The organism is Martinezella dioscoreae (assembly GCF_009176305.1).
In the GTDB taxonomy this organism is placed as follows: Bacteria; Pseudomonadota; Alphaproteobacteria; order Rhizobiales; family Rhizobiaceae; genus Rhizobium; species Rhizobium dioscoreae.
This window is the reverse complement of record NZ_BLAJ01000002.1, coordinates 287502-308058: the sequence shown is the minus strand read 5'-3', so window position 1 is coordinate 308058 and position 20557 is coordinate 287502. Positions and strand designations below refer to the sequence as shown.

The 20557-nt window shown below is 58.9% G+C and carries 17 protein-coding genes and 1 pseudogene; 8 read left to right on the top strand and 10 right to left on the bottom strand.

Annotation, left to right across the window (positions count from 1 at the left end; all coding sequences use genetic code 11):
* Positions 1-83 precede the first annotated feature (83 nt).
* From aptA to GDN47_RS07995, 3 genes and pseudogenes are all read left to right on the top strand, one after another.
* A complete protein-coding gene (aptA, locus tag GDN47_RS08005; protein WP_113329787.1) occupies positions 84-1418 on the top strand; it encodes an omega-aminotransferase AptA in 1335 nt (444 codons plus the stop codon).
* Positions 1419-1484: 66 nt separating this feature from the next.
* Positions 1485-1989, top strand: a pseudogene (locus tag GDN47_RS08000) (MDR/zinc-dependent alcohol dehydrogenase-like family protein); the annotation flags it as partial.
* 467 nt (positions 1990-2456) lie between these two features.
* Positions 2457-3062 (top strand): hypothetical protein, encoded by a 606-nt coding sequence (locus GDN47_RS07995; RefSeq protein WP_113329322.1) that lies wholly within the window; start codon positions 2457-2459, stop codon positions 3060-3062.
* Between the two features lie 507 nt (positions 3063-3569).
* On the opposite strand, the gene GDN47_RS07990 is transcribed toward GDN47_RS07995, so the two are convergent.
* A complete protein-coding gene (locus GDN47_RS07990; RefSeq protein WP_113329321.1) occupies positions 3570-4508 on the bottom strand; it encodes a GlxA family transcriptional regulator in 939 nt (312 codons plus the stop codon).
* Between the two features lie 194 nt (positions 4509-4702).
* On the opposite strand from GDN47_RS07990, the gene GDN47_RS07985 reads away from it, so the two are divergent.
* Both GDN47_RS07985 and GDN47_RS07980 read left to right on the top strand, forming a co-directional pair.
* Entirely contained in the window at positions 4703-5497 is a 795-nt protein-coding gene (locus GDN47_RS07985; protein WP_152093005.1) for an SDR family NAD(P)-dependent oxidoreductase, read from the top strand.
* 243 nt (positions 5498-5740) lie between these two features.
* Positions 5741-6805 carry a glycosyltransferase gene (locus GDN47_RS07980; protein ID WP_152093004.1) on the top strand — a complete coding sequence of 355 codons (1065 nt, stop codon included), beginning with the start codon at positions 5741-5743 and terminating at the stop codon, positions 6803-6805.
* A 50-nt stretch (positions 6806-6855) separates the two neighbouring features.
* Here the strand turns inward: GDN47_RS07980 and GDN47_RS07975 are convergent, their stop codons facing one another.
* From GDN47_RS07975 to GDN47_RS07965, 3 genes are all read right to left on the bottom strand, one after another.
* A complete protein-coding gene (locus tag GDN47_RS07975) occupies positions 6856-8121 on the bottom strand; it encodes a glycoside hydrolase family 5 protein (RefSeq protein ID WP_152093003.1) in 1266 nt (421 codons plus the stop codon).
* A gap of 76 nt (positions 8122-8197) precedes the next feature.
* Entirely contained in the window at positions 8198-8680 is a 483-nt protein-coding gene (locus GDN47_RS07970; RefSeq protein ID WP_145319612.1) for a YybH family protein, read from the bottom strand.
* Positions 8681-8697: 17 nt separating this feature from the next.
* Positions 8698-9936 carry a YbfB/YjiJ family MFS transporter gene (locus GDN47_RS07965; protein WP_145319615.1) on the bottom strand — a complete coding sequence of 413 codons (1239 nt, stop codon included), beginning with the start codon at positions 9934-9936 and terminating at the stop codon, positions 8698-8700.
* Between the two features lie 104 nt (positions 9937-10040).
* Between GDN47_RS07965 and GDN47_RS07960 the strand changes: the two genes are divergently transcribed.
* Positions 10041-10925 carry a LysR family transcriptional regulator gene (locus GDN47_RS07960; RefSeq protein ID WP_152093002.1) on the top strand — a complete coding sequence of 295 codons (885 nt, stop codon included), beginning with the start codon at positions 10041-10043 and terminating at the stop codon, positions 10923-10925.
* Here GDN47_RS07960 and GDN47_RS07955 read toward each other — a convergent pair.
* The 6 genes from GDN47_RS07955 to GDN47_RS32575 form a co-directional block, all read right to left on the bottom strand.
* On the bottom strand, positions 10909-12639 hold the full coding sequence (locus GDN47_RS07955) for a M14 family metallopeptidase (protein WP_152093001.1): 1731 nt from the start codon (positions 12637-12639) through the stop codon (positions 10909-10911). The genes GDN47_RS07960 and GDN47_RS07955 overlap by 17 nt on opposite strands.
* A gap of 5 nt (positions 12640-12644) precedes the next feature.
* Positions 12645-13493: an ABC transporter permease gene (locus tag GDN47_RS07950; protein ID WP_113329314.1), complete on the bottom strand. Its 849-nt coding sequence runs from the start codon at positions 13491-13493 to the stop codon at positions 12645-12647.
* A gap of 5 nt (positions 13494-13498) precedes the next feature.
* Positions 13499-14422, bottom strand: a complete 924-nt coding sequence (locus GDN47_RS07945) for an ABC transporter permease (protein WP_152093000.1) — start codon at positions 14420-14422, stop codon at positions 13499-13501.
* A gap of 63 nt (positions 14423-14485) precedes the next feature.
* Positions 14486-16021, bottom strand: coding sequence for an ABC transporter substrate-binding protein (locus tag GDN47_RS07940; protein WP_152092999.1), 1536 nt, complete (start codon positions 16019-16021; stop codon positions 14486-14488).
* A gap of 44 nt (positions 16022-16065) precedes the next feature.
* On the bottom strand, positions 16066-17892 hold the full coding sequence (locus tag GDN47_RS07935) for an ABC transporter ATP-binding protein (RefSeq protein ID WP_152092998.1): 1827 nt from the start codon (positions 17890-17892) through the stop codon (positions 16066-16068).
* Complete coding sequence (locus tag GDN47_RS32575; RefSeq protein ID WP_267904814.1) at positions 17889-18017, bottom strand: hypothetical protein; 129 nt, start codon at positions 18015-18017, stop codon at positions 17889-17891. Before GDN47_RS32575 ends, GDN47_RS07935 begins: the two co-directional genes overlap by 4 nt.
* Before the next feature lie 317 nt (positions 18018-18334).
* On the opposite strand from GDN47_RS32575, the gene GDN47_RS07930 reads away from it, so the two are divergent.
* Together GDN47_RS07930 and GDN47_RS07925 are read left to right on the top strand one after the other, a co-directional pair.
* Positions 18335-19027, top strand: a complete 693-nt coding sequence (locus GDN47_RS07930; RefSeq protein WP_113329310.1) for a GntR family transcriptional regulator — start codon at positions 18335-18337, stop codon at positions 19025-19027.
* A gap of 232 nt (positions 19028-19259) precedes the next feature.
* A complete protein-coding gene (locus GDN47_RS07925) occupies positions 19260-20483 on the top strand; it encodes an MFS transporter (RefSeq protein ID WP_152092997.1) in 1224 nt (407 codons plus the stop codon).
* The last annotated feature ends 74 nt before the right edge of the window (positions 20484-20557 follow it).

The window sequence follows — 20557 nt, the reverse complement described above, 5'->3', positions numbered from 1 at the left end:
TCAATGGGTTAAATTCAGCAAGAAAAGGTCTTGTTCGAAACAGGAAAATCGCTGATGTCAGGGATAACGCAATGGAGGCGACCATGGACAAGATCACGCATTCCAACACCCCTGTTCTCGAAAATTTCTGGATGCCGTTCACGGCAAACCGGCAGTTCAAGGCGGCTCCGCGCCTGCTCGCAGCCGCCGACGGCATGTATTACACCGATGTCGACGGCAAGAAGGTGCTTGATGGGACGGCAGGCCTCTGGTGCGTCAATGCCGGCCATGGCCGCAGGAAGATCGCACAGGCGGTCGAGCGCCAGCTCTCCACCATGGACTATGCGCCGACCTTCCAGATGGGCCACCCGATCGCCTTCGACTTCGCGGCAAAGCTCGCTGCGCATGCGCCGGGCGGTCCGGAGGCCGGGCTCGACCGCGTCTTCTTCACAGGCTCCGGATCCGAGTCGGTCGACACCGCGCTGAAGATCGCCATCGCTTATCAGCGCGCTATCGGCCAGGGCACGCGCACCCGCATCATCGGCCGCGAAAAGGGCTATCACGGCGTCGGCTTCGGTGGAATTTCCGTCGGCGGCCTCGTCAACAACCGCCGCGTCTTCCCGCAGATCCCTGCCGATCATATGCGTCACACTCTCGATATCGAGCGCAATGCCTTCAGCAAGGGCCTGCCGGCCCATGGCATCGAGCTTGCGGAAGACCTCGAACGGCTGGTCGCGTTGCACGGGGCTGAAATGATCGCCGCTGTCATTGTCGAGCCGATGTCCGGTTCTGCCGGCGTCGTTCTGCCGCCGAAGGGCTATCTGGAGCGGCTGCGCGCCATCGCCGACAAATATGGCATCCTGCTGATTTTCGATGAAGTGATCACCGGCTTCGGCCGCTTGGGCACCCCGTTTGCAACCGAATATTTCGGCGTTGTTCCCGATCTTGTCACGACGGCAAAAGGCATCACCAACGGCACGATACCGATGGGCGCCGTTTTTGCCAGCCGCAAGATCTATGATGGCCTGATGACCGGCCCGGAAAACCAGATCGAGCTCTTCCACGGCTATACCTATTCCGGCCATCCGGTCGCCTGCGCCGCCGGGCTTGCGACCATGGAAATCTACGAGGAGGAAGGCCTGCTGACGCGTGCAGCCGAACTGGCCGAGGACTGGCAGAATGCGCTGCATTCACTGAGGGGCCTGCCGCATGTAGTCGATATCCGCAATCTCGGCCTAGTCGGCGCCGTAGAACTCGCGCCGCGTGATGGCGCCCCGGGCACGCGGGCCTACGACGTCTTCGTCGATTGCTTCCAGAAGGGCCTGTTGATCCGCGTAACCGGCGATATTATCGCTCTTTCTCCGCCGCTCATCATCGAGCGCGCAGAGATCGAAACGATCGTCTCCATGCTTGGCGATGCGTTGAAGCGGGCGGCCTGATAATTTCTGGACCTGACCGGCGCGGACAGCGTCGGTCAGGCTCGACAAGGATCGCCCTGCACATGCAAGGTTGGCTTCGAACCATCGATCTTTCCAGGAGCGATCGTCTGGGCGATATGATCGCTGAAGTCATCGGCACCCATAAGGTGGATAGTGCGATCGATGCAGTCGGCTTCGAGGCGCCTGGTCATTCAGCCGCGAGCGGCCGGTGATCATGCTCAATCAAATGATGGAGACGATACGAGCCGCCGGTTCGATCGGTATTCCCCGGCTGTATGTAACGGAAGGTCCCGGTGCCGTAGACAGTGCCGCGAAACAGGGCGGTCTGTCTCTGCGCTTCGGTCTCGGCAGGGCAAAGGTACTATCCTTTCATACGGGACAGACGCCGGTGTTGAAATACAATCGCCAGCTCAAGCGGGCGATCCTGCAGGACAGGCTGCCGATTGCAGATATTGTCAACTCCAGGATCATTTCGCTCGAAGATGCTGCACAAGGATATGAGAGTTTCAATCAAGGTGCTGCAACGAAGTTCGTGCTGGATCCGTATGGCGAGCTGACGAAGGCGGTGTAGAGAGGAAGAACTCACAGGATCATGGAGTGATCTCGAGGTGGATACGGATCGAGCGCAGAGGTTGCTATCTCGGGCCTCGGTCTCGTAGAGGCGAACGCATAGGAGTTTGCCGGACAACAAAGTGGCGGCAAGAGCCAGAGACGGCATCAACTACCCGTCGACACGCCCGCAAGGTTTATGCGCCGCCATAGAGCATTTCCAAGCAAGGATGCACGGCAGCACGCCTTGCCGAAGTTTTCAGATCATGTCCGGAAATGGCCAATCGGGTCGGAAAATTTGCGAAAATTAAGCGCCTTTGCTCTCCAAAGGCGGCTGCAAAGGCCAGATTGTCGACAATAATGACGTATTATGTTGCCATTATACATCTATCCTTTACATATATGCGGGCATCCATGCGGAGGAGCTTCGTCATCGCTTCCTAAGCAACGGCGGCTTGACAAAGAACGCTAACTGAAGAGATCGGATCAATGGCAAACTTTCTTGAGAAATGGACTTCAAAAAAGGCTGATAAGCCGAAGGCTGGCGCACGCAATGTTGTCGATACATTTCGTGCTCGAGTAGCGGAACAGAAGGCATATCTGGAGGAATACGAGCGAGACGCTGCAGGCTTCAAGAAGTGGCGCTCCACTTGGTTCCAGCGTGTTCCCGGTGGCTTTGGCGTGACGGTCGGCCGCGATTCCATCAATGCCGGTCGTGGATTGAGCTACGTCGTTGTCGACACGGTCAAGGACGTGGCTGAGTTTCTCGATGATCTGGCCTTTCATGCGGAGAATGATGTCGGCTTCCAGCAGGCTCTCGAGCAGAACCGCCAACGTCGCGTCGCACTCCTGAACGCGGCAAAGACTGGAGGCAAGGCAACGGCTTCGAAGACGAAGGCGAAGGCTGCCAAGCCCGCGGCAACGGTAAAGTCGGCCGCCGCCAAGCCTGCTGCTACCAAGGCAGCACCAAAAGCTGCGGCACCTAAAGCTACCCGGACAAAGGCTGCTTCGGTTGCTGCTCCCGCACCGGCTGCTGCCGAGGCAGCAAAGCCGAAGCGCACGCGCAAGACGAAAGCTGCAGGCGCGGCAGAATAAGACTAAGAAGCCCGCTTCATGCGGGCTTTTTCTTGCCTGAGATATGCTGATGTCATCGAGGGTGTGTAGTTGCGCCATCGAACAAGCATCATGGCGGATGTATCTTCGACATTGCCGGCCCCAGGAGTTAAACTGAACCGGAAGAGAGACGCGCGCTCAATGAGGGACTATGCGGCTATTGGTGCTGACATATTGATTGGAGCTCCTAGCGCATCGGATCAACCTGCCGATGGTCGGTGATGTGGCCGACAGACCATGCAGCAATCGTTGTAGTGAATGCTTCGAGGCAGCGGCATAAGATCGCTACGGGCAAATGTGTTGAGCAGGACTTCTCCTTGAGCTGAGCGATCGTGGCGAGTGGGCAATGACGCTCCGCTCGGAGAAGGTTCATTCCATTCCATGCAGCAATCCGAAAGGAGCGGGTACAAGCCGCCTCTTTCGGTCGATCTCACCTCTTCTCGCTTGGGCCTTGATGGCGGTCGCGACTTCGTCCTTCGCCGGCTACATCTACCCGAAAGCGCGTACGTTGCGGCGGATCGTCTGCGGCGGCTGGCCCAGCACGCGCAGGAATGCGCGACGCATGCGCTCGCGATCGGCAAAGCCGACTTCGGTGGCGATTTCGTCCATCGAATGGCGACCGTCTTCGATCATCAGTCTCGCAGCCTCCACCCGCATGTTCTCGATCGCCTTGGCGGGGGATTGGCCGGTCTCGCTGCGGAAGACGCGGTTGAACTGGCGCGGGCTGAGGCTTGCCGCCTCTGCCAGCTCCTCGACCGATACGATTTTGCGCAGATTTCGTCCGGCAAAGTCGAGCGCGCGTTGAACACGGTCGGACTTCGGCTCCAGCTCGAGAAGCGTGGAAAATTGCGATTGCCCGCCGGCGCGGCGGTGATAGACGACGAGCTTTCGGGCCACTGCTCGTGCCAGCTCCTCGCCGTGATCCTTCTCGATCATCGCAAGGGCGAGGTCGATGGTGGCGGTCATGCCCGCCGATGTCCAGATGGACCCATCGATGATGAAGATTTTGTCTTCATCGACCTTCAGCGCGGGGAAGCGATCCCGCAGCTCTCGCGCAAAGACCCAATGTGTCGTTGCGCGGCGACCATCGAGCAGGCCGGCTTCAGCCAGAGCAAAGGCGCCGGTGCATGGAGCCGCGACGCGCCGGGCGGATTTTGCTGCCCGACGGATATAGTCGAGGATCGCCGGAGATGTCGATGAAACTTCCGTCGCCGCGCCTATGAAAAGAGAATCAAAGGCAGCGTCGCCAAATGCCTCCGTTTCGACACAGAACCCCGCCGATGAGCGTACAGGCCCTCCTGTTTCCGATAGCAGCGTTACACGATAGAGCTCCCTCTCACTCGCCAGATTTGCAACCTCGAAGGCGGTCACTGCGGTAAATCCCATGACCTGAAAGCCGGGGAAGACGAGAAATCCGATGGAATGCATGGCAAAGCTCACGGCTGGAAAAGGTGCTTATAGCATTTATCGGTCGCAAACGGCATCAATTTTCCACGATTCGAGCCATTATTTACCGTTCTGAATGTCTGAAAACGTGGTGAATATGACATTTGGGTCATCGGCATTCGCGCGTATTGTTATCGCAGCGGGATAGTGACGCCGCAGGACAAGGAATGGAAACAATGACAAATTCATCGGGCAAGGCATTGGTAACGGGCGCTTCTTCGGGCATTGGCGCCGTCTACGCGCACCGGCTCGCCCACCGGGGCTACGACCTTATTCTAGTGGCGCGCAATGAAGACCGGCTTTCGGCGATTGCGGATCGGCTGCGTACAGAGACGGGGCGCAAGGTCGAAGTGATCGCCGCAGATCTCGGCTCGCCGAATGGGCTGCGGCGTATCGAGCATGTGCTGAAGACGGATGAAGCGATCACGCTTCTCGTCAATAATGCCGGCTTTGGCGGGGCGGCACCCTTGCTGGAGGCCGATGTCGACAAGATGCAGCAGATGATCGATCTGAATGTCACGGCGCTCATGCGGCTGACCTATGCAGCGGTGCCAGGCTTTGTTCAGCGTGGTGGCGGCTCCCTTATCAATATCGCGTCGATCGTCGCAATCGCGCCGGAATTGCTGAATGGCGTTTATGGCGGCACGAAAGCCTTCGTCCTTGCCTTCAGCCAGTCCCTGAAGCACGAGCTGGCGGACAAGAATATTCGCGTACAGGCAGTTCTGCCCGGCGCGACTGCAACGGAATTCTGGGCGGTCGCCGGCGTCCCCGTTGAACACCTGCCATCGGAGATCGTCATGTCGACCGAGGATATGGTCGATGCAGCGCTGGTTGGCTTTGATCGGGGCGAGCTTGCGACGATCCCTGCTCTCGAAGACGTCGATTTGCAGAAGGCTTATGAAGATGCACGGCAGGCCTTGAAGCCCAATCTTTCGCGCTCTACCGCAGCTCGACGTTATCAAGTGAAGTAAGAATCTATCGAATGAATAGCGTGGCCGGCATTCACATCATGCCGGCCGGTCATTCAAAAGCCATAAAACTGGTGAGGCTCGGAAAGGCAAGACGGATCAACAGGATCCAAGCATCGGCTGCATAGGATATCACGTAATACCACTTATGCGTCAGGATCTATCCCAGCCAGTATCGACGTCATTCATTAGGACCTGAATGAGAAGGTTCGCCGCGACCAAAGCAGATCTGCGAGGTTCAATGCGATGTATTCCATCCAAGACCGCACTCCCGTCTCCATCGTCATTGCGAACTACAACTACGCGCATTTTCTGAGGCGCAGTATCGACAGCGCGTTGGATCAGGATTACGACGATGCCGAGGTCATTGTAGTCGATGATGCATCGACAGATGCGACGGTTGACGTCATCGCCTCCTATGGCTCTCGAATAAAGACATGTCTGCGTGAGGTGAACGGTGGACATGCTGCAGCATTCAACACCGGCTTCGCATCCAGCCACGGCGAGATCGTGCTGTTTCTCGATGCGGATGATTATCTCTATCCGAATGCTGTATCAGAGGTTGTTGAAGCCTTCGAAGAGAAGACAGCCCAGGTGCAGTTCAGGCTGCATATCGTTGATGAACAGATGCATGTAAAGGATGTATTTCCGCCTGTCGAATTGCCCTTCGATTCCGGCGATGTCACTCCGGAATTGCTGCGGAAAGGCCGCTATCAGACGACGGTCACCAGCGGTCTGGCATTCAAGCGTTCGGTGCTGGACAAGGTCATGCCGGTCCCGGAACCGGAGTTTCGCCAGGGCGCCGATGGATATCTTGCCACGGTTGCGCCGCTCCATGGCGAAGTGACCTCCATCGAAGATTGCCTCGGCGCCTATCGCATACATGGCGCCAATCATTCCGTCTTTGCCGAAAAGCTCGGTCAGCGCGCGCGCTGGCGCATAGCGCATGATTTCCGCCGGTTGGAGGCCCTGTCGGATCAGGCAACGGAAATCGGATTGGACATCCCCGATGATGCCGGCCTGCGCGATCCCGTCCATCTGGAGGAGCGTCTGGCATCACTTTGTATCGACAGGGACCAACATCCTGTTGCGAATGATTCCAGGCTCTTTCTTGCTATGGCCGGCGCGGTTGCTAGTTTCAAGATGAATGCATCACGAAAGCGTCGCCTGATGCTGGCCGGATGGTTTCTTTCGATCGGTGTCCTGCCTCGGGATATGGCAAAGACCATCCTCTCGTGGAAGCTCGTGGCCTCGTCCCGGCCTCCATTTCTGCTGCGCCTCTCGAAGACCATCAGGCATGCAATGGGATAGGTGGATTCCTGGAGGCATGGAGCATCTCGCGCCAATGGATCGACCGTGATCTATTCGGCCTTGCCTGATTTGCGCGAAGGTTCCATCAAGGCGTCGACCACGGCTTGATGATGGATATTCCTGTCATAGCGGCTGTCGGTTGCAAGCTGCATCAAGCCGGCAAAGGCGCTTTTGGCGGAAGGTTTCTTGCCCTCGCCGCGGAGATAGGCAATCAGCCGGCGATAATTTGCATTCGTCTTGATCTCCAGCGGATTGCCGGCGCCTATCTTCTTCAATGGCCACCACGACCAGCCAATGCCGTTTCTTTCCTGCAATGCGACGGCGCGGGCATACCAATCATTATTGTTCTCACCGGACTCGCCGTTCCAGAGCGGCATGTCATATTGCTCGCGAAGCTTCAGGAAAGGCTCTATCGATTCCTGTGTCGTCGGTGTCCAGTATTTGTGGAAGCTAAGAGCCATATTGCGATCGTCGATTGGCAGCACGCCTGCATAATTGTTGCCCCAGCAATTGCCCTCGATAATAAGCATATGGTTGGTATCGATCGCGCGGATGGCGTGGATGGTGCGCTGATAGATGTCACGTAGCGGCCGGTTTTCGGTCTCGCGGCAGCCGCCCTTGTCTTTCTTGTCCTGAAAACCCCAGTTCGGCTCGTTGAGCAGATCATAGCCCGCGATCGTCGGCTCGTCCTTGTAGCGGCGCGCGATTTCGCTCCACAGCGCGATCATCATTGCCTGGTTCTCATCGCTGTGCCAGAGCGACGGCTTATTCGGATTGCGATCGGAAATGGCGATGTCGTGACCCTGGCCGCCGGGTGCCGCATGCAGATCGAGGATCAGGTACATGTCATTGGCTTTCAGCCAGCGGATCAAAAGGTCGATCCGCCGAAAGCCCTCCTCGTTCCAGACAATGTTCTTGGACGTGTTCTTGCCGTGCTTGTCCTTGATGAACAGCTTCCAGTGCATCGGCAGGCGTACGCTGTTGAAGCCCCATTTGCCCATCGCGTCGATATCGGCTTTCGTTACCGCATTCTCGCGCCAGGATCGATAGAATTGCTCGGTCCTTTTCTCGCCGATGACTTCGGAAATGCGGCGGCGAATGATGTGCTGCGCCTTCAGATTGGAAAGCCCCATCATATAGCCCTCTTGCACCATCCAGCCGCCGAGGCCGAGACCGCGCAGGATGAGGGGATTGCCCTTGCCGTCGACGATCCGCTGATGATCGGCGCGAACGAAACCCTCGGCCTGTGCCGGCGGTGCAAAAGACCCCAGGCAGAGAATGGACAGGCTGGCGAACAGCAGCAGAAAATGCCTCATGAATCCCAACTCGCGTGAAACTTTGGCGCCATGTGGGCAAGGTAGCGCGCAGAGGGCCAAAATCTCGTGACAGCATCTAGGCCGGTCGCTCCAATGGCGCGCCGAAGATGATTTCCTGATAGGCAGCAAGCAAGGCAGGTTCCTCAATGGAGCCATGATGGTGGAGCTGATGCCAGACGCCGTCGATCCGGGTGAACCAGCGTGTCGTGCGGATGCGAAGCTCGATATTCCTGTCGGCGGTGACGCAACTTCCCCGCTCCCGGCCAACGAATAGATGCCAGTCATCGCCGCCCTGGCTGGTAAAATCATGGAATGCGACTTGGACTCTCGCCTTTCCACCAAACAGCTTCGCATAGCCTTCACGGATCGACGGCCATCCACGCCGGATGCCTCCGATCGGATTGTCCATGCTTGGCTTGTCGCCATCGGCCCAGTTGGCGGCGAGTGCGTCCAGGTCGCCGGCATTGAAGGCGCGATAGAAGCCGATGAGCGCATCGAGCGCACCACCATTCCCCATCATGTTTTCGCTGCCGGTAATTTCAGTCAAAAGCTTTATCATGTCATGTTCTCCTATTGTTAGGCGTCGGGACCTTGGGCATTCTCCTGAGGAGCGCGGACCAACACCGCAATGGTGAGGTCGATCGCCAAAGCGAGAACCATTGCGCCGGCTCCGATCAAGAAGAGGACCCTGTAGTTTCCGCCGGTTCGGGCGAAGATGAAGGAAAGTCCATAAGCCGCGGCCGCCTGAAACAGGGCAAAGAATACGGTTGCCAGGCTCCATGCGACCTTCTGCTGCGCCGGATGGTGCGGCAGCAATTCCGCGATCCTCCCGAGTATCAGGGGAACCGTACCGGTTACGAAGGCGCCGACGATCAGGCTTGAGGCGATGAGCCAAGCCTGCCCGAGACCAAAGGTGGGAATGGCGACTGCGATGGCCTCGAGAAGGAAGGCGAACCGCAGCGCTGCGGCAAAACCCGTGCGATCGGCCAAATGGCCGGCGAGGATGGGGCCGATGGTCGCGCCGAGGCCAAACAGCACCCAGTATTCCGCGCCGATCTGCAAGCCCTCTCCCAAGCCGCGGGCAACAAAATCCACGAGGAAGATCATATGCGGAACCCAGCCGGCGGCATTCAAAGCATATTCGATGTAGAGCGCGCGCAGCGTCCACTGTTTCGGGATATGCGTGGCATGATGGCTTGTGGCGGTGTGGGCAGCGATTTCGCGCGGCCATCCGACCCACGCGATAATCGTAAGCAGCAGCGATAAGGCGCCGAGGCTGAGCCATGTCTCACGCAAGCCCTGTCGCAGCAGCAGGGGCACCAATGTGCCCGATAGTGCGACGCCAGCGCCGATGCCCATGAAGATTATACCGCTGGCAAGCCCTCGGCGAGACGGTGCGATCAGCGGCAGGACGGTCGGCGCTGCCAGAACCATCAGGGCGCCGCCGGCAAGGCCGGCTGCAAAACGCCACGCAAAGAACCATGGAAAGCTGATAGGAAAGGCGCAGGCGAAGAAGGCTGCCGTTGCGGCAAGCATCATGATCCTGAGCGTCAGGACCGTGGAAGTACGCGCTGCGATCGTCCGCCCGAGCAACGCGCCGAGCAGATAACCGGAAAGATTTGCGGCACCGAGATAGGCAGCCGCCGGGGCTTCGAACCAATTGTTATCGACGATGGCGGGCAGGAGTGGCGTATAGGCGAAACGGGCAAGGCCGATACCGATCAGGCAAGCGCAGAATGCCGACAGGATGGCACGCCATGCCATATGAGCATCATGATGGTTCCTGTCGGTTTCGTGCGTGGCGGTTTCGGTCATGGGAACTCTCTCAACTATCTGTACTTGAGAGAATACGCCGTGCATTATATCATAAAAAATGAATTATTATGAGAGCAGTTATCTCTATTGGAGATAAGAGGAAGATGGACCTATCCGATCTTAGGGTATTCGAAGCAGTATCGCGGCACGGCAGCATGAACCGGGCAGCACAGGAGCTGCATACCGTTCAATCGAATGTGACAGCGCGGATCCGGGCATTGGAAGAAGAGCTGGGCGTCAGCCTGTTCCAGCGGCATGCCAGGGGCGTGTCGACCACGCCGGCCGGACAGCGAATTCTGCCATTTGTCGGCCGCATCACCAAGCTTCTGGCCGATGCCCGCACCGCCGCCAGGGATGATGGCGAGCCGGCCGGGACGCTTTCCCTCGGCAGCCTGGAGACGACCACGGCGCTGCGATTGTCGCCGCTCCTCGGCCAATTCGCCAAGACCTATCCACAGGTGCGCCTCGTCGTCGCGACCGGTACGACCCGCCGACTGATCGACGATGTCGTTTCATGTCGGGTCGAGGGTGCCTTCGTGGCAGGTCCCGTCAGCCATCCCGATCTCGATCAGGAGGTGATCTTTCAGGAAGAGCTTGTTCTCGTGACATCGCCCGCCATTCGCGGCATGGAAGATTTGGCCGGCATTGTCGATCTCAAGACCATCGTCTTCCAGATCGGATGTTCCTATCGGCAGCGGCTGGAGTCGCTTCTTGCCGATATGGGTATCGTGACCTCGAAGCCGCTGGAGTTCGGCTCTCTCGATACGATCGTCAGCTGTGTGTCGGCCGGCGTCGGCATCACTCTCCTTCCGAAAGGCGTCGTCGCTGCCGCTGTCCGGGAGGGCAGGGTTGCAATCCACGAGCTCCCGCCGGAGCGGTCGCTGGTGGATACGCTCTTCATGCGCCGGAAGGACGCCTATACGTCCAGTGCGATGACCGCGCTTCTCGATATGATCCGATCAACCCGTCCGACTAACTTGAAGCCATGATCTCCTGCCAGGCGCGATAGGCCGAAAGCACGGTTTCCATCTGCGCGGTATGGCCGGCGATGAATGCGTCGCCGTAAATGGTCTCGTCCGGATATTCGGTGATCAAGGTCATGGGCACCGTGTGGCGGTCGTCGATACTGGCGAGGCACGGGAAGCCGTTTATGATGCGGAAGCCGGTTTCGCCGGCATGGATTTCATAGAGTGCGATCTGGCGGTCGTTATAATCCAGCAGCCCCGGGATGGCGCCGAGGTGCCTGGTGACCTTGTCCAGAAGGTGCTCTGCCTGAGCCGCCCAGCCGGAATGATAACGGGCAATCAGGAAAAAGCCCTTCGGCAGCGTCCACATGGCGAAGTTGCGTGGGACATAACCGGAGAGCGGCCGCGTCCATTCATGCGCCGGATAGCCATGCAGGTTGACGTGCAGCCGCGCGCCGCTCAGCCTTTCCGCCTGGAAGCGGATTTTCTTTTCGAAGAGATAGGGGCCGGCAGTCTCTTCGGTCCGATATTCGAGATCGTCGCCAAGCGCGGTGTAGCGGGCGGCATGATACATGTGGCGCGGGCTGTCTTGGCGCAGACGCTGATGAAGGGCGTAGCCATCCGGATTTTCCAGCGGCGAGATGGTGAAATGCGCGCCTTCGACCCCTGCCAGCCGCCGCGCTGCCCGCAGCGCGCCCGCGCCGCCAGTCGTCTCGTTGGCGTGCTGCCCGCCGCTGATCATCACGGCCGCGTCGCTGCCCTTGATGTAGCGCGCTCGAACTGTGCGGCCAGAGCGTGTGACGGCCTCGAATGCTTCGCCTCCGATCTTGTCAAGCTCGGCCTCGATCTGCTGCACAGCAAGTGGTTCCGTTGCCATCTCGATCTGCTGTTCCGGGCCATCCGAATAGCGAGACGTCAGTGGTTGCGTTTCCACTTGGACGGAAATCTGGCCAGAGGACTGCAGGATTTGCGGAACGATCTGCCCCGGCTTCAAGCCACGGTCGCCGAGGGGGCGGCCGGATTTCTTCTGGAAGAATTCGAGCAGCGAGAAATAGAAGTCTTCATGCAGCGCCTCGCGAAGGCTCATGACTTCGTCGCCGACAGGCAAGGCCTCGTCCAGCGCCGGCAGGGCAACGCGAATGTTCAGTTCCTCGAAATAGGGTTCGCTTGCGCCCCAGTCGAAGCGTGTGACCGCGGCAACGGTCTCCTCGAAGAGTTGTTCATAATCGGTGGCGAGCCGGTTGCCCGTCGCATTGCCGTCCGGCACGAGCCAGCCGGTTGGAGAAACGCTCGTTTCGCCGGCGGCATCGATATGGACGCGATTCGGCGCCAGCACCTTCAATTGGCGTTCCTGGCCGGCATTGCTCTTCAGCAGGACGTTATAGTGAAAATCGCTGTCGGTTCGCGCACCGAAGGTGATCTTGCGATTTCCGACCATCGCCGCCAGCGGATAGGCTTCCAGGCGGAAGCGGTTTTCCGGTGCGTTAGGGTGAACTGGATAGCGGATCTCGATCGCATTCACATCATGCAGGTCGATTTCCTCGATGAAGGCATTGACCAGCGGCTTGTAGGCGCTGCGAATGCGAGCCTTTATGCCTTTTTCCGCGAGCGTACGCTCAGCCTGCTGGCGGCTCTGACGATCATCGAAAGTCCATGCCTCGAAGTTCTGGCCAGGCTTCGCATCGGCAACAAGGCGCGATAGCGTGCGCTCAAAACGTCTCTCGAAAATCACGGTCATGATATCTACCTTGTCGTTCTGCCTGTTGGGTCGAGGCTGTCGCGCAGCCAATCGCCGAGGAGATTGAGACCGAGCACGGTCAAAAGGATTGCGACGCCCGGGAAAAGGCTCACCCACCACGCCGTCTGCAGATAGGTGCGGCCATCGGCCAGCATGCCGCCCCAGCTCGGAATTGTCGGGTCGACGCCCAGTCCGAGGAAGGTCAGGCTGCTTTCCAGGAGAATGTTGGTGGCGATGTTCAGCGTCATCAATACGATCACCGGTCCGATGAGGTTCGGCAGCAGGTGCTGGAAGATGATGCGCCAGTCTTTGACGCCGATCGCGCGTGCCGAGAGGATGAATTCCCGCTCGCGTAGGCTGAGCACGGAACCGCGCACGAGGCGCGCATATTGCACCCATTGCGATACGATCAGCAGGATGATCGTGTTGGTGAGACTGCCGCCGACAATGGCGATGAAGGTGATCGCCAGCAGGATGAAGGGCATGGCAAGCTGGACGTCGGCAAAGCGCATCAGCAGCATATCCCAGATGCCACGATAGTAGCCTGCGGCAAGCCCCACAAGCACGCCAAGCACAACGCCGCCAAGGACCGAAGTCAGGCCGACGGTCAGCGATATCTTGCCGCCTGCGACAACGCGGGCTAGCACATCGCGGCCGAGGGGATCAGTGCCAAAAGGATGGGCGAGGCTGGCGAAGGGCCTTGCAAGCCTTGCCATCAGATCGATCTTTTCCGCGCCGCCTGGAAAAAGCACGTCAGAGAGCAGCACGGCAAGGCAAATGACAGCCGTGAGCAATACACCGAATATGAATTCGAAGCTGTAGAAGCGCGAACGGTGAGAAACTGTGGCGGCCATCAGCGTTACTCCGTGCGGATACGGGGATCGACGAGGCCATAGGCGATGTCGACGAGGAGATTGACGCCGATGATGAAGAGCGCCAGCACGGTGATTACGCCCTGCAAGACCGGGTAGTCACGGGCGCCGACGGCGTCGAATGCCAGCGTGCCGAGGCCGGGCCAGTTGAAGACGCGCTCGATGACGACGATGCCGCCGAGCAGCCCGCCGAACTGAATGCCGAAATAGGTGATGAGCGGTATCGCGCAATTGCGCAGCGCATGCTTGTAGAGCACCTTGCTTTCGCTAAGGCCCTTGGCGCGCGCGACCATGATATATTGCGATTGCAGCGTCTCCAGCATGGCGGTCCGCACCAGGCGCACATTGGTCGCCGTCAGGATGACGCCCATCGTCACGGCCGGCATGACGTAGCTCGAAATGCCGACCATGCCACTCGGCGGCAGCCAGCCGAGCGTGATGGAAAACAATAGCACCATCATCAGCGCCAGCCAGAAGTTCGGGAAGGAGAGGCCGAGGAGCGAGAGAACGCGGATCACCTGGTCCGCCGTCTTGCCGCGTGCCGTCGCCGCCTTGATGCCGAGTGGGATGGAGAGCGCGATCGATACCACCATCGAGATGAAGGCGAGCAGCAGCGTGGCGGGCAGAGCATTGGCGATCAGTTGCGAGACCGGTGTACCGCCGGTGAAGCTGCGGCCGAAATTGAGCGTCAGCAGCCCCTTCAGGAAGGTGAAATACTGCACGAGGAAAGGTTGATCCGTGCCAAGGGCTGTGCGGATACGGGCCAGGTCGTCTTCGGTCATGCTGCCGCCGCCCTGAAACATCATCACGGCCGGGTCGCCGGTGAGGCGGATGGCGAATGAGACGAGAAGGGTGATGGCGATTACGACGAAAATCGCCTGCAGCAATCGCTTGATGAGAAAACCGGCCACGTTCTTACCCCGAGAGCTTTCGGATGACGCCGCCGGCCGTGCCGGCGGCGTCATGCTTGATGATTAGTCGACGGTGACTTCGTTCAGCTTGATGCGGGTATCCGGAGCGGGCACGAAGCCCTTGACGCGCTTGCTGACGCCGTAGATCGCATTGCTGTTGTAGAGCGGCAGTTCGAGCGCCTTATCAGCGACGTATTTGCCGATGTCCTTCAGCACCTTTTCGCGCTCGGCGCGATCGGTGAGCGGGCGCTGCGATTCCAAGAGCTTGTCCAGAGCGGCATCTTTTTCGTAAGGGTTCCACTTTTCGCCGGAGTGATACATGGAATAGGCAGTGTTGTCGTAGTCGAAGGTCCAGCCACCCCACTTCTGCTGGAACATCGCGCCGGTCTTGCCCTGCGGGATGATGTCGTTCAGCAGAACGTTGGTTTCATACGGCTTGATGGTGGCGGTGAGGCCGACCATCTGCAGATAGCTTGCCACGACCTGCGCCACCTCGTTCATGGTCGCGTCGTTGCCGCGAATGTCGATCTGCAATGCCGCGCCCGGCTTCACACCGGCTTCGGCGAGCAGCTTCTTGGCGCCTGCCGGATCATAGGGAAGCGGCTTCAGATCGGCATCGTAGCCGAAGGAAAGCGAATTCTGGAAGCTGACGATCTCGGTGCCTTGGCCTGCAAGGATCGACTTGACAATCGTGTCGCGGTCGACTGCCATGATGATCGCCTTGCGCACGCGCGGATCGGCCGTGATGCCGTCGCGGGTGTTGAAGCGCAGTGCATCGACCGTCGGGCCGGGAACGCTGGCGATTTCCAGCTTGGAGTCACCCTGAATGACCGGCAGCATGCCGATCGGGATGGTCGGCGGGATGACGATATCGACGCGGCCGGCCTGAAGCTCGGCAACGGCGGTCGCCGGCTCGCTGATGAAGCGATATTCCAGTTCGGAGAGCTTCGGTGCGCCGCCCCAATAATCCGGGTTGGCTTCGAGCTTGATGTTCACCTTCGGCGTATAGGAAACGAATTTGAAGGCGCCGGTGCCGACCGGATTGAGGTTGAAGTAATCCTCCCCCTTTTCCTTGATATATTTCGGCGGCACGATCATCGCGCCATAGCCGGCAAGCTTCGTCAAAAGCACCGGATCGGGCGTTTTCAGCTTCATATCGACCGTGTAGTCGTCGATGATATCAACGCTTTCGATAGCCGTGTAGTTCGAGCGCTGCGGTCCCTTGGCGCCCTGTTCGCCGAGCAGGCGGTCGAAGGTGAACTTCACCGCTTCGGCATTGAAGGGCTCGCCGTCATGGAATTTCACGTTATGGCGGAGCTTGAAGCGGATACGCTTGCCCTGATCCAGCTCTTCCCAGGATTCGGCAAGACCCGGTACCAGCTTGAGATCGGGGCCACGATAGGTAAGGCCGTCGAAAATGTTGGTCGAAACGGCAGCCCATGCCACGAGGAACGTGTCGATCGGGTCCCAGCTGCCGGGATCCTGCGACGACGAAACCGTCAGCTTGCCGGCCGCGAAGGCCGGAGCGGCGCTGATCGCGACGCCTGACATGACAAGTGCCGTCAGAGCGGTCTTCAATCCCCATTTTATTGTTTTCATTGAACCTGTTTCCTCTTCAGATCGATGCAGTGGTTGGTGGTCGTTCAGGCGCACTTGGCGATGAAGTGGCCTGAGGTGATTTCCTCGTGAACCAGGATCGGCGGCTCGTCGCCGACGCGGCGGACGGGATTGGGGATCTCGCCCTCCAGCAAGGTGGTTCTGCGCTCCTGCGTTGGATCGGCGATCGGCACGGCCGAGAGAAGGCGTTGCGTATAGGCATGCATCGGTGTTTCGAAGACCTGGCGGCGGCTGCCGATCTCCATGATCTGGCCGAGATAGAGGACGGCAACGCGATGGCTGATCTTTTCCACGACGGCCATGTCGTGGCTGATGAACAGATAGGCGAGCCCGCGTTCCGCCTGGAGATCCATCAAGAGATTGATGATCTGCGCCTGGATCGACACGTCGAGCGCGGAAAGCGCCTCGTCGGCGATGATGAGCTTGGGATCGGAGGCCAGGGCACGGGCAATACAGACGCGCTGGCGCTGCCCGCCGGAAAACTCGTGCGGATAGCGATCGGCATGAGCCGGCGTCAGTCCGACGCGCTCAAGAAGTTCGTCCACTCGGCGGCGAACCTCCTTCGATCCGGATATGATGCCATGGGTGTTGATCGGCTCCGCAATCGAGAAACCCACCGTCTTGCGCGGGTCGAGCGAGGCGAACGGATCCTGGAAAATATATTGCACGTCGCGCCGCAGGCGGAATCGCTCCAGCGCCGACATGGCGGCAAAACTCTTGCCGTTGAAGGTGATTTCGCCCGAACGCGCTTTCTGCAATTGCTGGATGGTGCGGCCGATCGTCGACTTGCCGGAGCCGGACTCGCCGACGAGGGCCAGGGTTTCACCGGGATGAATATCGAAAGCGACCTTCTGGACGGCACTGCAGCGATGCGTGACCTGGCCGAATATATTCTTCTTGATATCGAAGCGCACGAAGAGGTCGCGCACGGACAGGAGCGGCTGCTGGTCGTAGCGGGCAGTATTCTGGACCCGTTCCTCACCGACAATCTTCGGCTCGCCGCCGTCGAGGACAGTCAGCGGCATGCGCTTTGGAAAATCCTGACCGGTCATGCTGCCAAGCTTCGGCACTGCGGCGAGAAGCGCCTTCGTATAAGGGTGCCTGGGATTGGCGAATATCTCGCGAACCGGGCCTTCCTCGACCTTCTTGCCCTTCCACATGACTACGACATCGTCGGCCATTTCGGCCACCACGCCCATGTCATGGGTGATGAAGATCATGCCCATGCCGAGATCCTTCTGCAGGTCCCGCATGATGTTGAGGATCTGCGCCTGGATCGTCACGTCAAGGGCAGTCGTCGGCTCGTCGGCGATCAGCAGCTTCGGGCGGCAGGCAAGCGCCATGGCGATCATCACGCGCTGGCGCATGCCGCCGGAAAGCTGATGCGGATAGCGGTTCAACAGTGCCTGCGCATCCGGCAGACGCACCATCTCCAGCAGGCGCTGCGCTTCCGCCATTGCGGCGGACTTGCCGATCTTCTCGTGAAGGAGAAGGACCTCGCAGATCTGGTCGCCGACGGTGAAGACAGGGTTGAGCGAGGTCATGGGCTCCTGGAAGATCATGGCGATCTCCTTGCCGCGAACTGCGCGCATCTCCTTCTGCGAAAGCTTCAGCAGATCCTTGCCGTTGAAGAGGATGCTGCCAGTCTCGAAGCGCGCGCCCATCATATCGGCAAGCCGCATGACCGAAAGCGAGGTCACTGATTTGCCGGAGCCGGATTCGCCGACGACGGCGAGCGTTCGCCCCGGCTCGACCGAAAAGGAAAGTCCTTCGACGACGCGGTTTTCGCCGAACCGCACAGTCAGATCCGCTACAGACAGAAGCGGTTTGTTGTCGCCTGTAGCAGCCGTCATGCGCTTACCTCGATATTGGGCAGGTCGTTCATGACATCGGAGACGATTGCCGTGTCACACTTTGCGTCGATGATGCAGGTGCGCTCACCGGGATCGCCGCCACAGCCGGATAGTAGCATGCTCATGCGGACACCCGTTGCGGCCTGGCAAAGGCTGGCGATGTTTTTCTACAAAACAGGCGTCTTATGAACATCTGTATCCGCGTTCCCATTATATTTGTTAGGCATGAGATAGCATCAAACAACAATCTGGTCTATATTGTTCAACAATTTTCGTGTTGCCAATCAAAAATGGGGACAAATCTGCATAAAATCGTCCAGCGGACTTGCCGTTGGGGTGGTGCGACTGCTGCAGACAAGCATGAGAACGCTGTACGCTTCTCAGCAAACGCCTGATATGGCCGGACATCGAAGACGATTGAGTGCAGGCGCCGGGAGAGCAAATGAAGCAGACAAATCTTGCGAGCATCGAGCCGACATCGGTCGCTGAGGCGGGGCAGACGCTGGCGGAATTGACAGCTGCCCGCATTCGTGAGCGCGTGATCAGCGGTATGCTATCGCCGGGTAGCCACCTGTCCGAAGCAGCTCTTTGCGAGGAGCTACAGGTCTCGCGCAACACGCTGCGCGAAGTCTTCCGGCTGCTGACGAAAGAGGGCGTGCTGCGTCATGAAGCCAATCGCGGCGTCTTCGTGTCCACTCCGAGCATCTCCACGATCATGGATATCTTCCATATTCGCCGCCTGATTGAGTGTTCGGCGCTTGCCAATGCGCATCACCGCCATCCAAGCGTCGACAAGATGCGTGCTGCCATCGAGGCTGCCGTGCAGCATCGTGATCGTGGCGAATGGCTGGAGGTCGGCAGCGCTGATATCGCCTTTCATGCCGCGATCGTCGAGCTTGCTGATAGTCCTCGGCTTTCAGCCTTCTATGCGCAGATCTCGCTTGAACTGCGCCTTGTCTTCGGGCTGATCCGCGATCCCGAATATCTGCATGCTCCCTATGTCGGCCAAAACGCGACTATTCTTGCGCATCTGGAGGAGGGGGCGCCGGCGAGTGCTGCCGACGCGCTGGAGAAATATCTGTTCCAGGCCGAGCGCTTCATTCTGGCAGCCTATTCGAGAGCAATGCCGGGCTGAGTCCGGTTACTATAATTGATATGATGAATGGTGTGGACAATCTCTGCGAGATGGGTCCAAGCTCCATGTAACCATTTGCCTCCCGATCCGCTTTGATCGAAGGATATGCAACACCCCGGACGTAGGCGTGAGGTTCATCGGACAGCAGAATTCGCTTTTGCTGCAATCGATCAGGGCGTCCCGCCGATCAACCGGCAAACTCGTTTCGACAACCGTTAAGACGGATGGGGCTATGGACGCGCAATCCCCGACGACCTCCAGCAGGGCCACGGCGATCCAGCAGGTATGGGTTTCGCCGCTGTATCGCGGCGCGACGCTTGCGCTGTTTCTCTCCGGGCTTGCAACATCCGCCTCGCTGCCGCAGATCGTTCTTTTCCTCGTCAAGGAACTTGGGACGTCTTTGCCAGTGGCGGGGCTCTATTATCTGACCGGTCTCACCGCACCGATTGCCGGCTATCTTGTTGGCAGCTATTCCGACAGAACTGGAAGGCGTCTTGGTCTTTTTCGGCTTTGTGCCGTTGCCGGCGCTGTTGGTTGGGCGGGGATCGCCCTTTCGATGCAACCATGGATGCCGTTCGTGATCGGCACCGTCATTCTGGGTTTTTCCGGATCTGCCACCTCGCAGCTCTTCACCGCCATCCATGACGATCTCAAAGTTAAGGGTGCCGGTGCGAATGACAGCGTCGTGGCCATCATCCGCATGGCTTTGACCGCGGGCTGGGTCATCGGGCCGTTTCTTGGCGCCTGGTTTGCTGTCGAAATCGGGCTTCGCGCCATGTTGTGGGGAACGGCGATCTGTTTCTTCGCGCAGATCCTGCCGCTCGGAACACTACATGCGCTTGTTGGTCCGGGGCAGCGAGCCGACAAGAAGACCGATGCCATTGGTCACGTCGACTGGTCCGAGATGCTGCCGCTGCTGGCCTTTACAGGTCTCTACGTCCTCGTCTATGCCGGCGAGCCGATCAAATACGGATTCCTGCTGCTCTATATGCAGGACCAGCTCAAGCTTGATCCCTCCATTCAAGGCTCGGTGATAGGAACGCAGCCATTCATCGAACTCATCCTTATGCCCTTCAGTGTCGTGCTGGCGCGACGGATCGGCATCTTATGGATGATGTGTGTCGCCGCGATTTGCGGCGTCATGGCCAACCTCTGTTTTGCTGCCTGGCCAACGGCCATGGGCATGTTTGCCGGCCAGATTCTGATGGGCGGAGTCTGGGGCCTCTACATGGTCCTCGGACTGATCGTTGCTCAAAGATTGCTCCCGAATGCAGTCGCGACGGCTTCGGCGATCTTCATGAGCTCCTCGGCGCTCGCCAGCGCCCTTGGCGGCGGTGTGGGAGGTGTCGGCGTTGCCTATCTCGGGCTTCCGAACGTTTTCTACCTCCCGGCGGCATTCTCTCTGGTAGCGGCGATCGGCCTGGCGGCCATGGCTCGTTCGGGCGCCATCAAATAGGGATTTCATGCCATAGGACAGGCATTATTTCATTCCGAGAAGCTCCAGCCAGCGTCAAATCTGCTGCAAGCCCT

What these genes read in the sequence shown, in the direction of transcription:
- aptA (WP_113329787.1), top strand. Translation starts at nt 84, where the DNA reads ATGGACAAGATCACGCATTCCAACACCCCTGTTCTCGAAAATTTCTGG.
- GDN47_RS07995 (WP_113329322.1), top strand. Translation starts at nt 2,457, where the DNA reads ATGGCAAACTTTCTTGAGAAATGGACTTCAAAAAAGGCTGATAAGCCG.
- GDN47_RS07990 (WP_113329321.1), bottom strand. Translation starts at nt 4,508, where the DNA reads ATGCATTCCATCGGATTTCTCGTCTTCCCCGGCTTTCAGGTCATGGGA.
- GDN47_RS07985 (WP_152093005.1), top strand. Translation starts at nt 4,703, where the DNA reads ATGACAAATTCATCGGGCAAGGCATTGGTAACGGGCGCTTCTTCGGGC.
- GDN47_RS07980 (WP_152093004.1), top strand. Translation starts at nt 5,741, where the DNA reads ATGTATTCCATCCAAGACCGCACTCCCGTCTCCATCGTCATTGCGAAC.
- GDN47_RS07975 (WP_152093003.1), bottom strand. Translation starts at nt 8,121, where the DNA reads ATGAGGCATTTTCTGCTGCTGTTCGCCAGCCTGTCCATTCTCTGCCTG.
- GDN47_RS07970 (WP_145319612.1), bottom strand. Translation starts at nt 8,680, where the DNA reads ATGATAAAGCTTTTGACTGAAATTACCGGCAGCGAAAACATGATGGGG.
- GDN47_RS07965 (WP_145319615.1), bottom strand. Translation starts at nt 9,936, where the DNA reads ATGACCGAAACCGCCACGCACGAAACCGACAGGAACCATCATGATGCT.
- GDN47_RS07960 (WP_152093002.1), top strand. Translation starts at nt 10,041, where the DNA reads ATGGACCTATCCGATCTTAGGGTATTCGAAGCAGTATCGCGGCACGGC.
- GDN47_RS07955 (WP_152093001.1), bottom strand. Translation starts at nt 12,639, where the DNA reads ATGACCGTGATTTTCGAGAGACGTTTTGAGCGCACGCTATCGCGCCTT.
- GDN47_RS07950 (WP_113329314.1), bottom strand. Translation starts at nt 13,493, where the DNA reads ATGGCCGCCACAGTTTCTCACCGTTCGCGCTTCTACAGCTTCGAATTC.
- GDN47_RS07940 (WP_152092999.1), bottom strand. Translation starts at nt 16,021, where the DNA reads ATGAAAACAATAAAATGGGGATTGAAGACCGCTCTGACGGCACTTGTC.
- GDN47_RS07935 (WP_152092998.1), bottom strand. Translation starts at nt 17,892, where the DNA reads ATGACGGCTGCTACAGGCGACAACAAACCGCTTCTGTCTGTAGCGGAT.
- GDN47_RS32575 (WP_267904814.1), bottom strand. Translation starts at nt 18,017, where the DNA reads ATGAGCATGCTACTATCCGGCTGTGGCGGCGATCCCGGTGAGCGCACC.
- GDN47_RS07930 (WP_113329310.1), top strand. Translation starts at nt 18,335, where the DNA reads ATGAAGCAGACAAATCTTGCGAGCATCGAGCCGACATCGGTCGCTGAG.
- GDN47_RS07925 (WP_152092997.1), top strand. Translation starts at nt 19,260, where the DNA reads ATGGACGCGCAATCCCCGACGACCTCCAGCAGGGCCACGGCGATCCAG.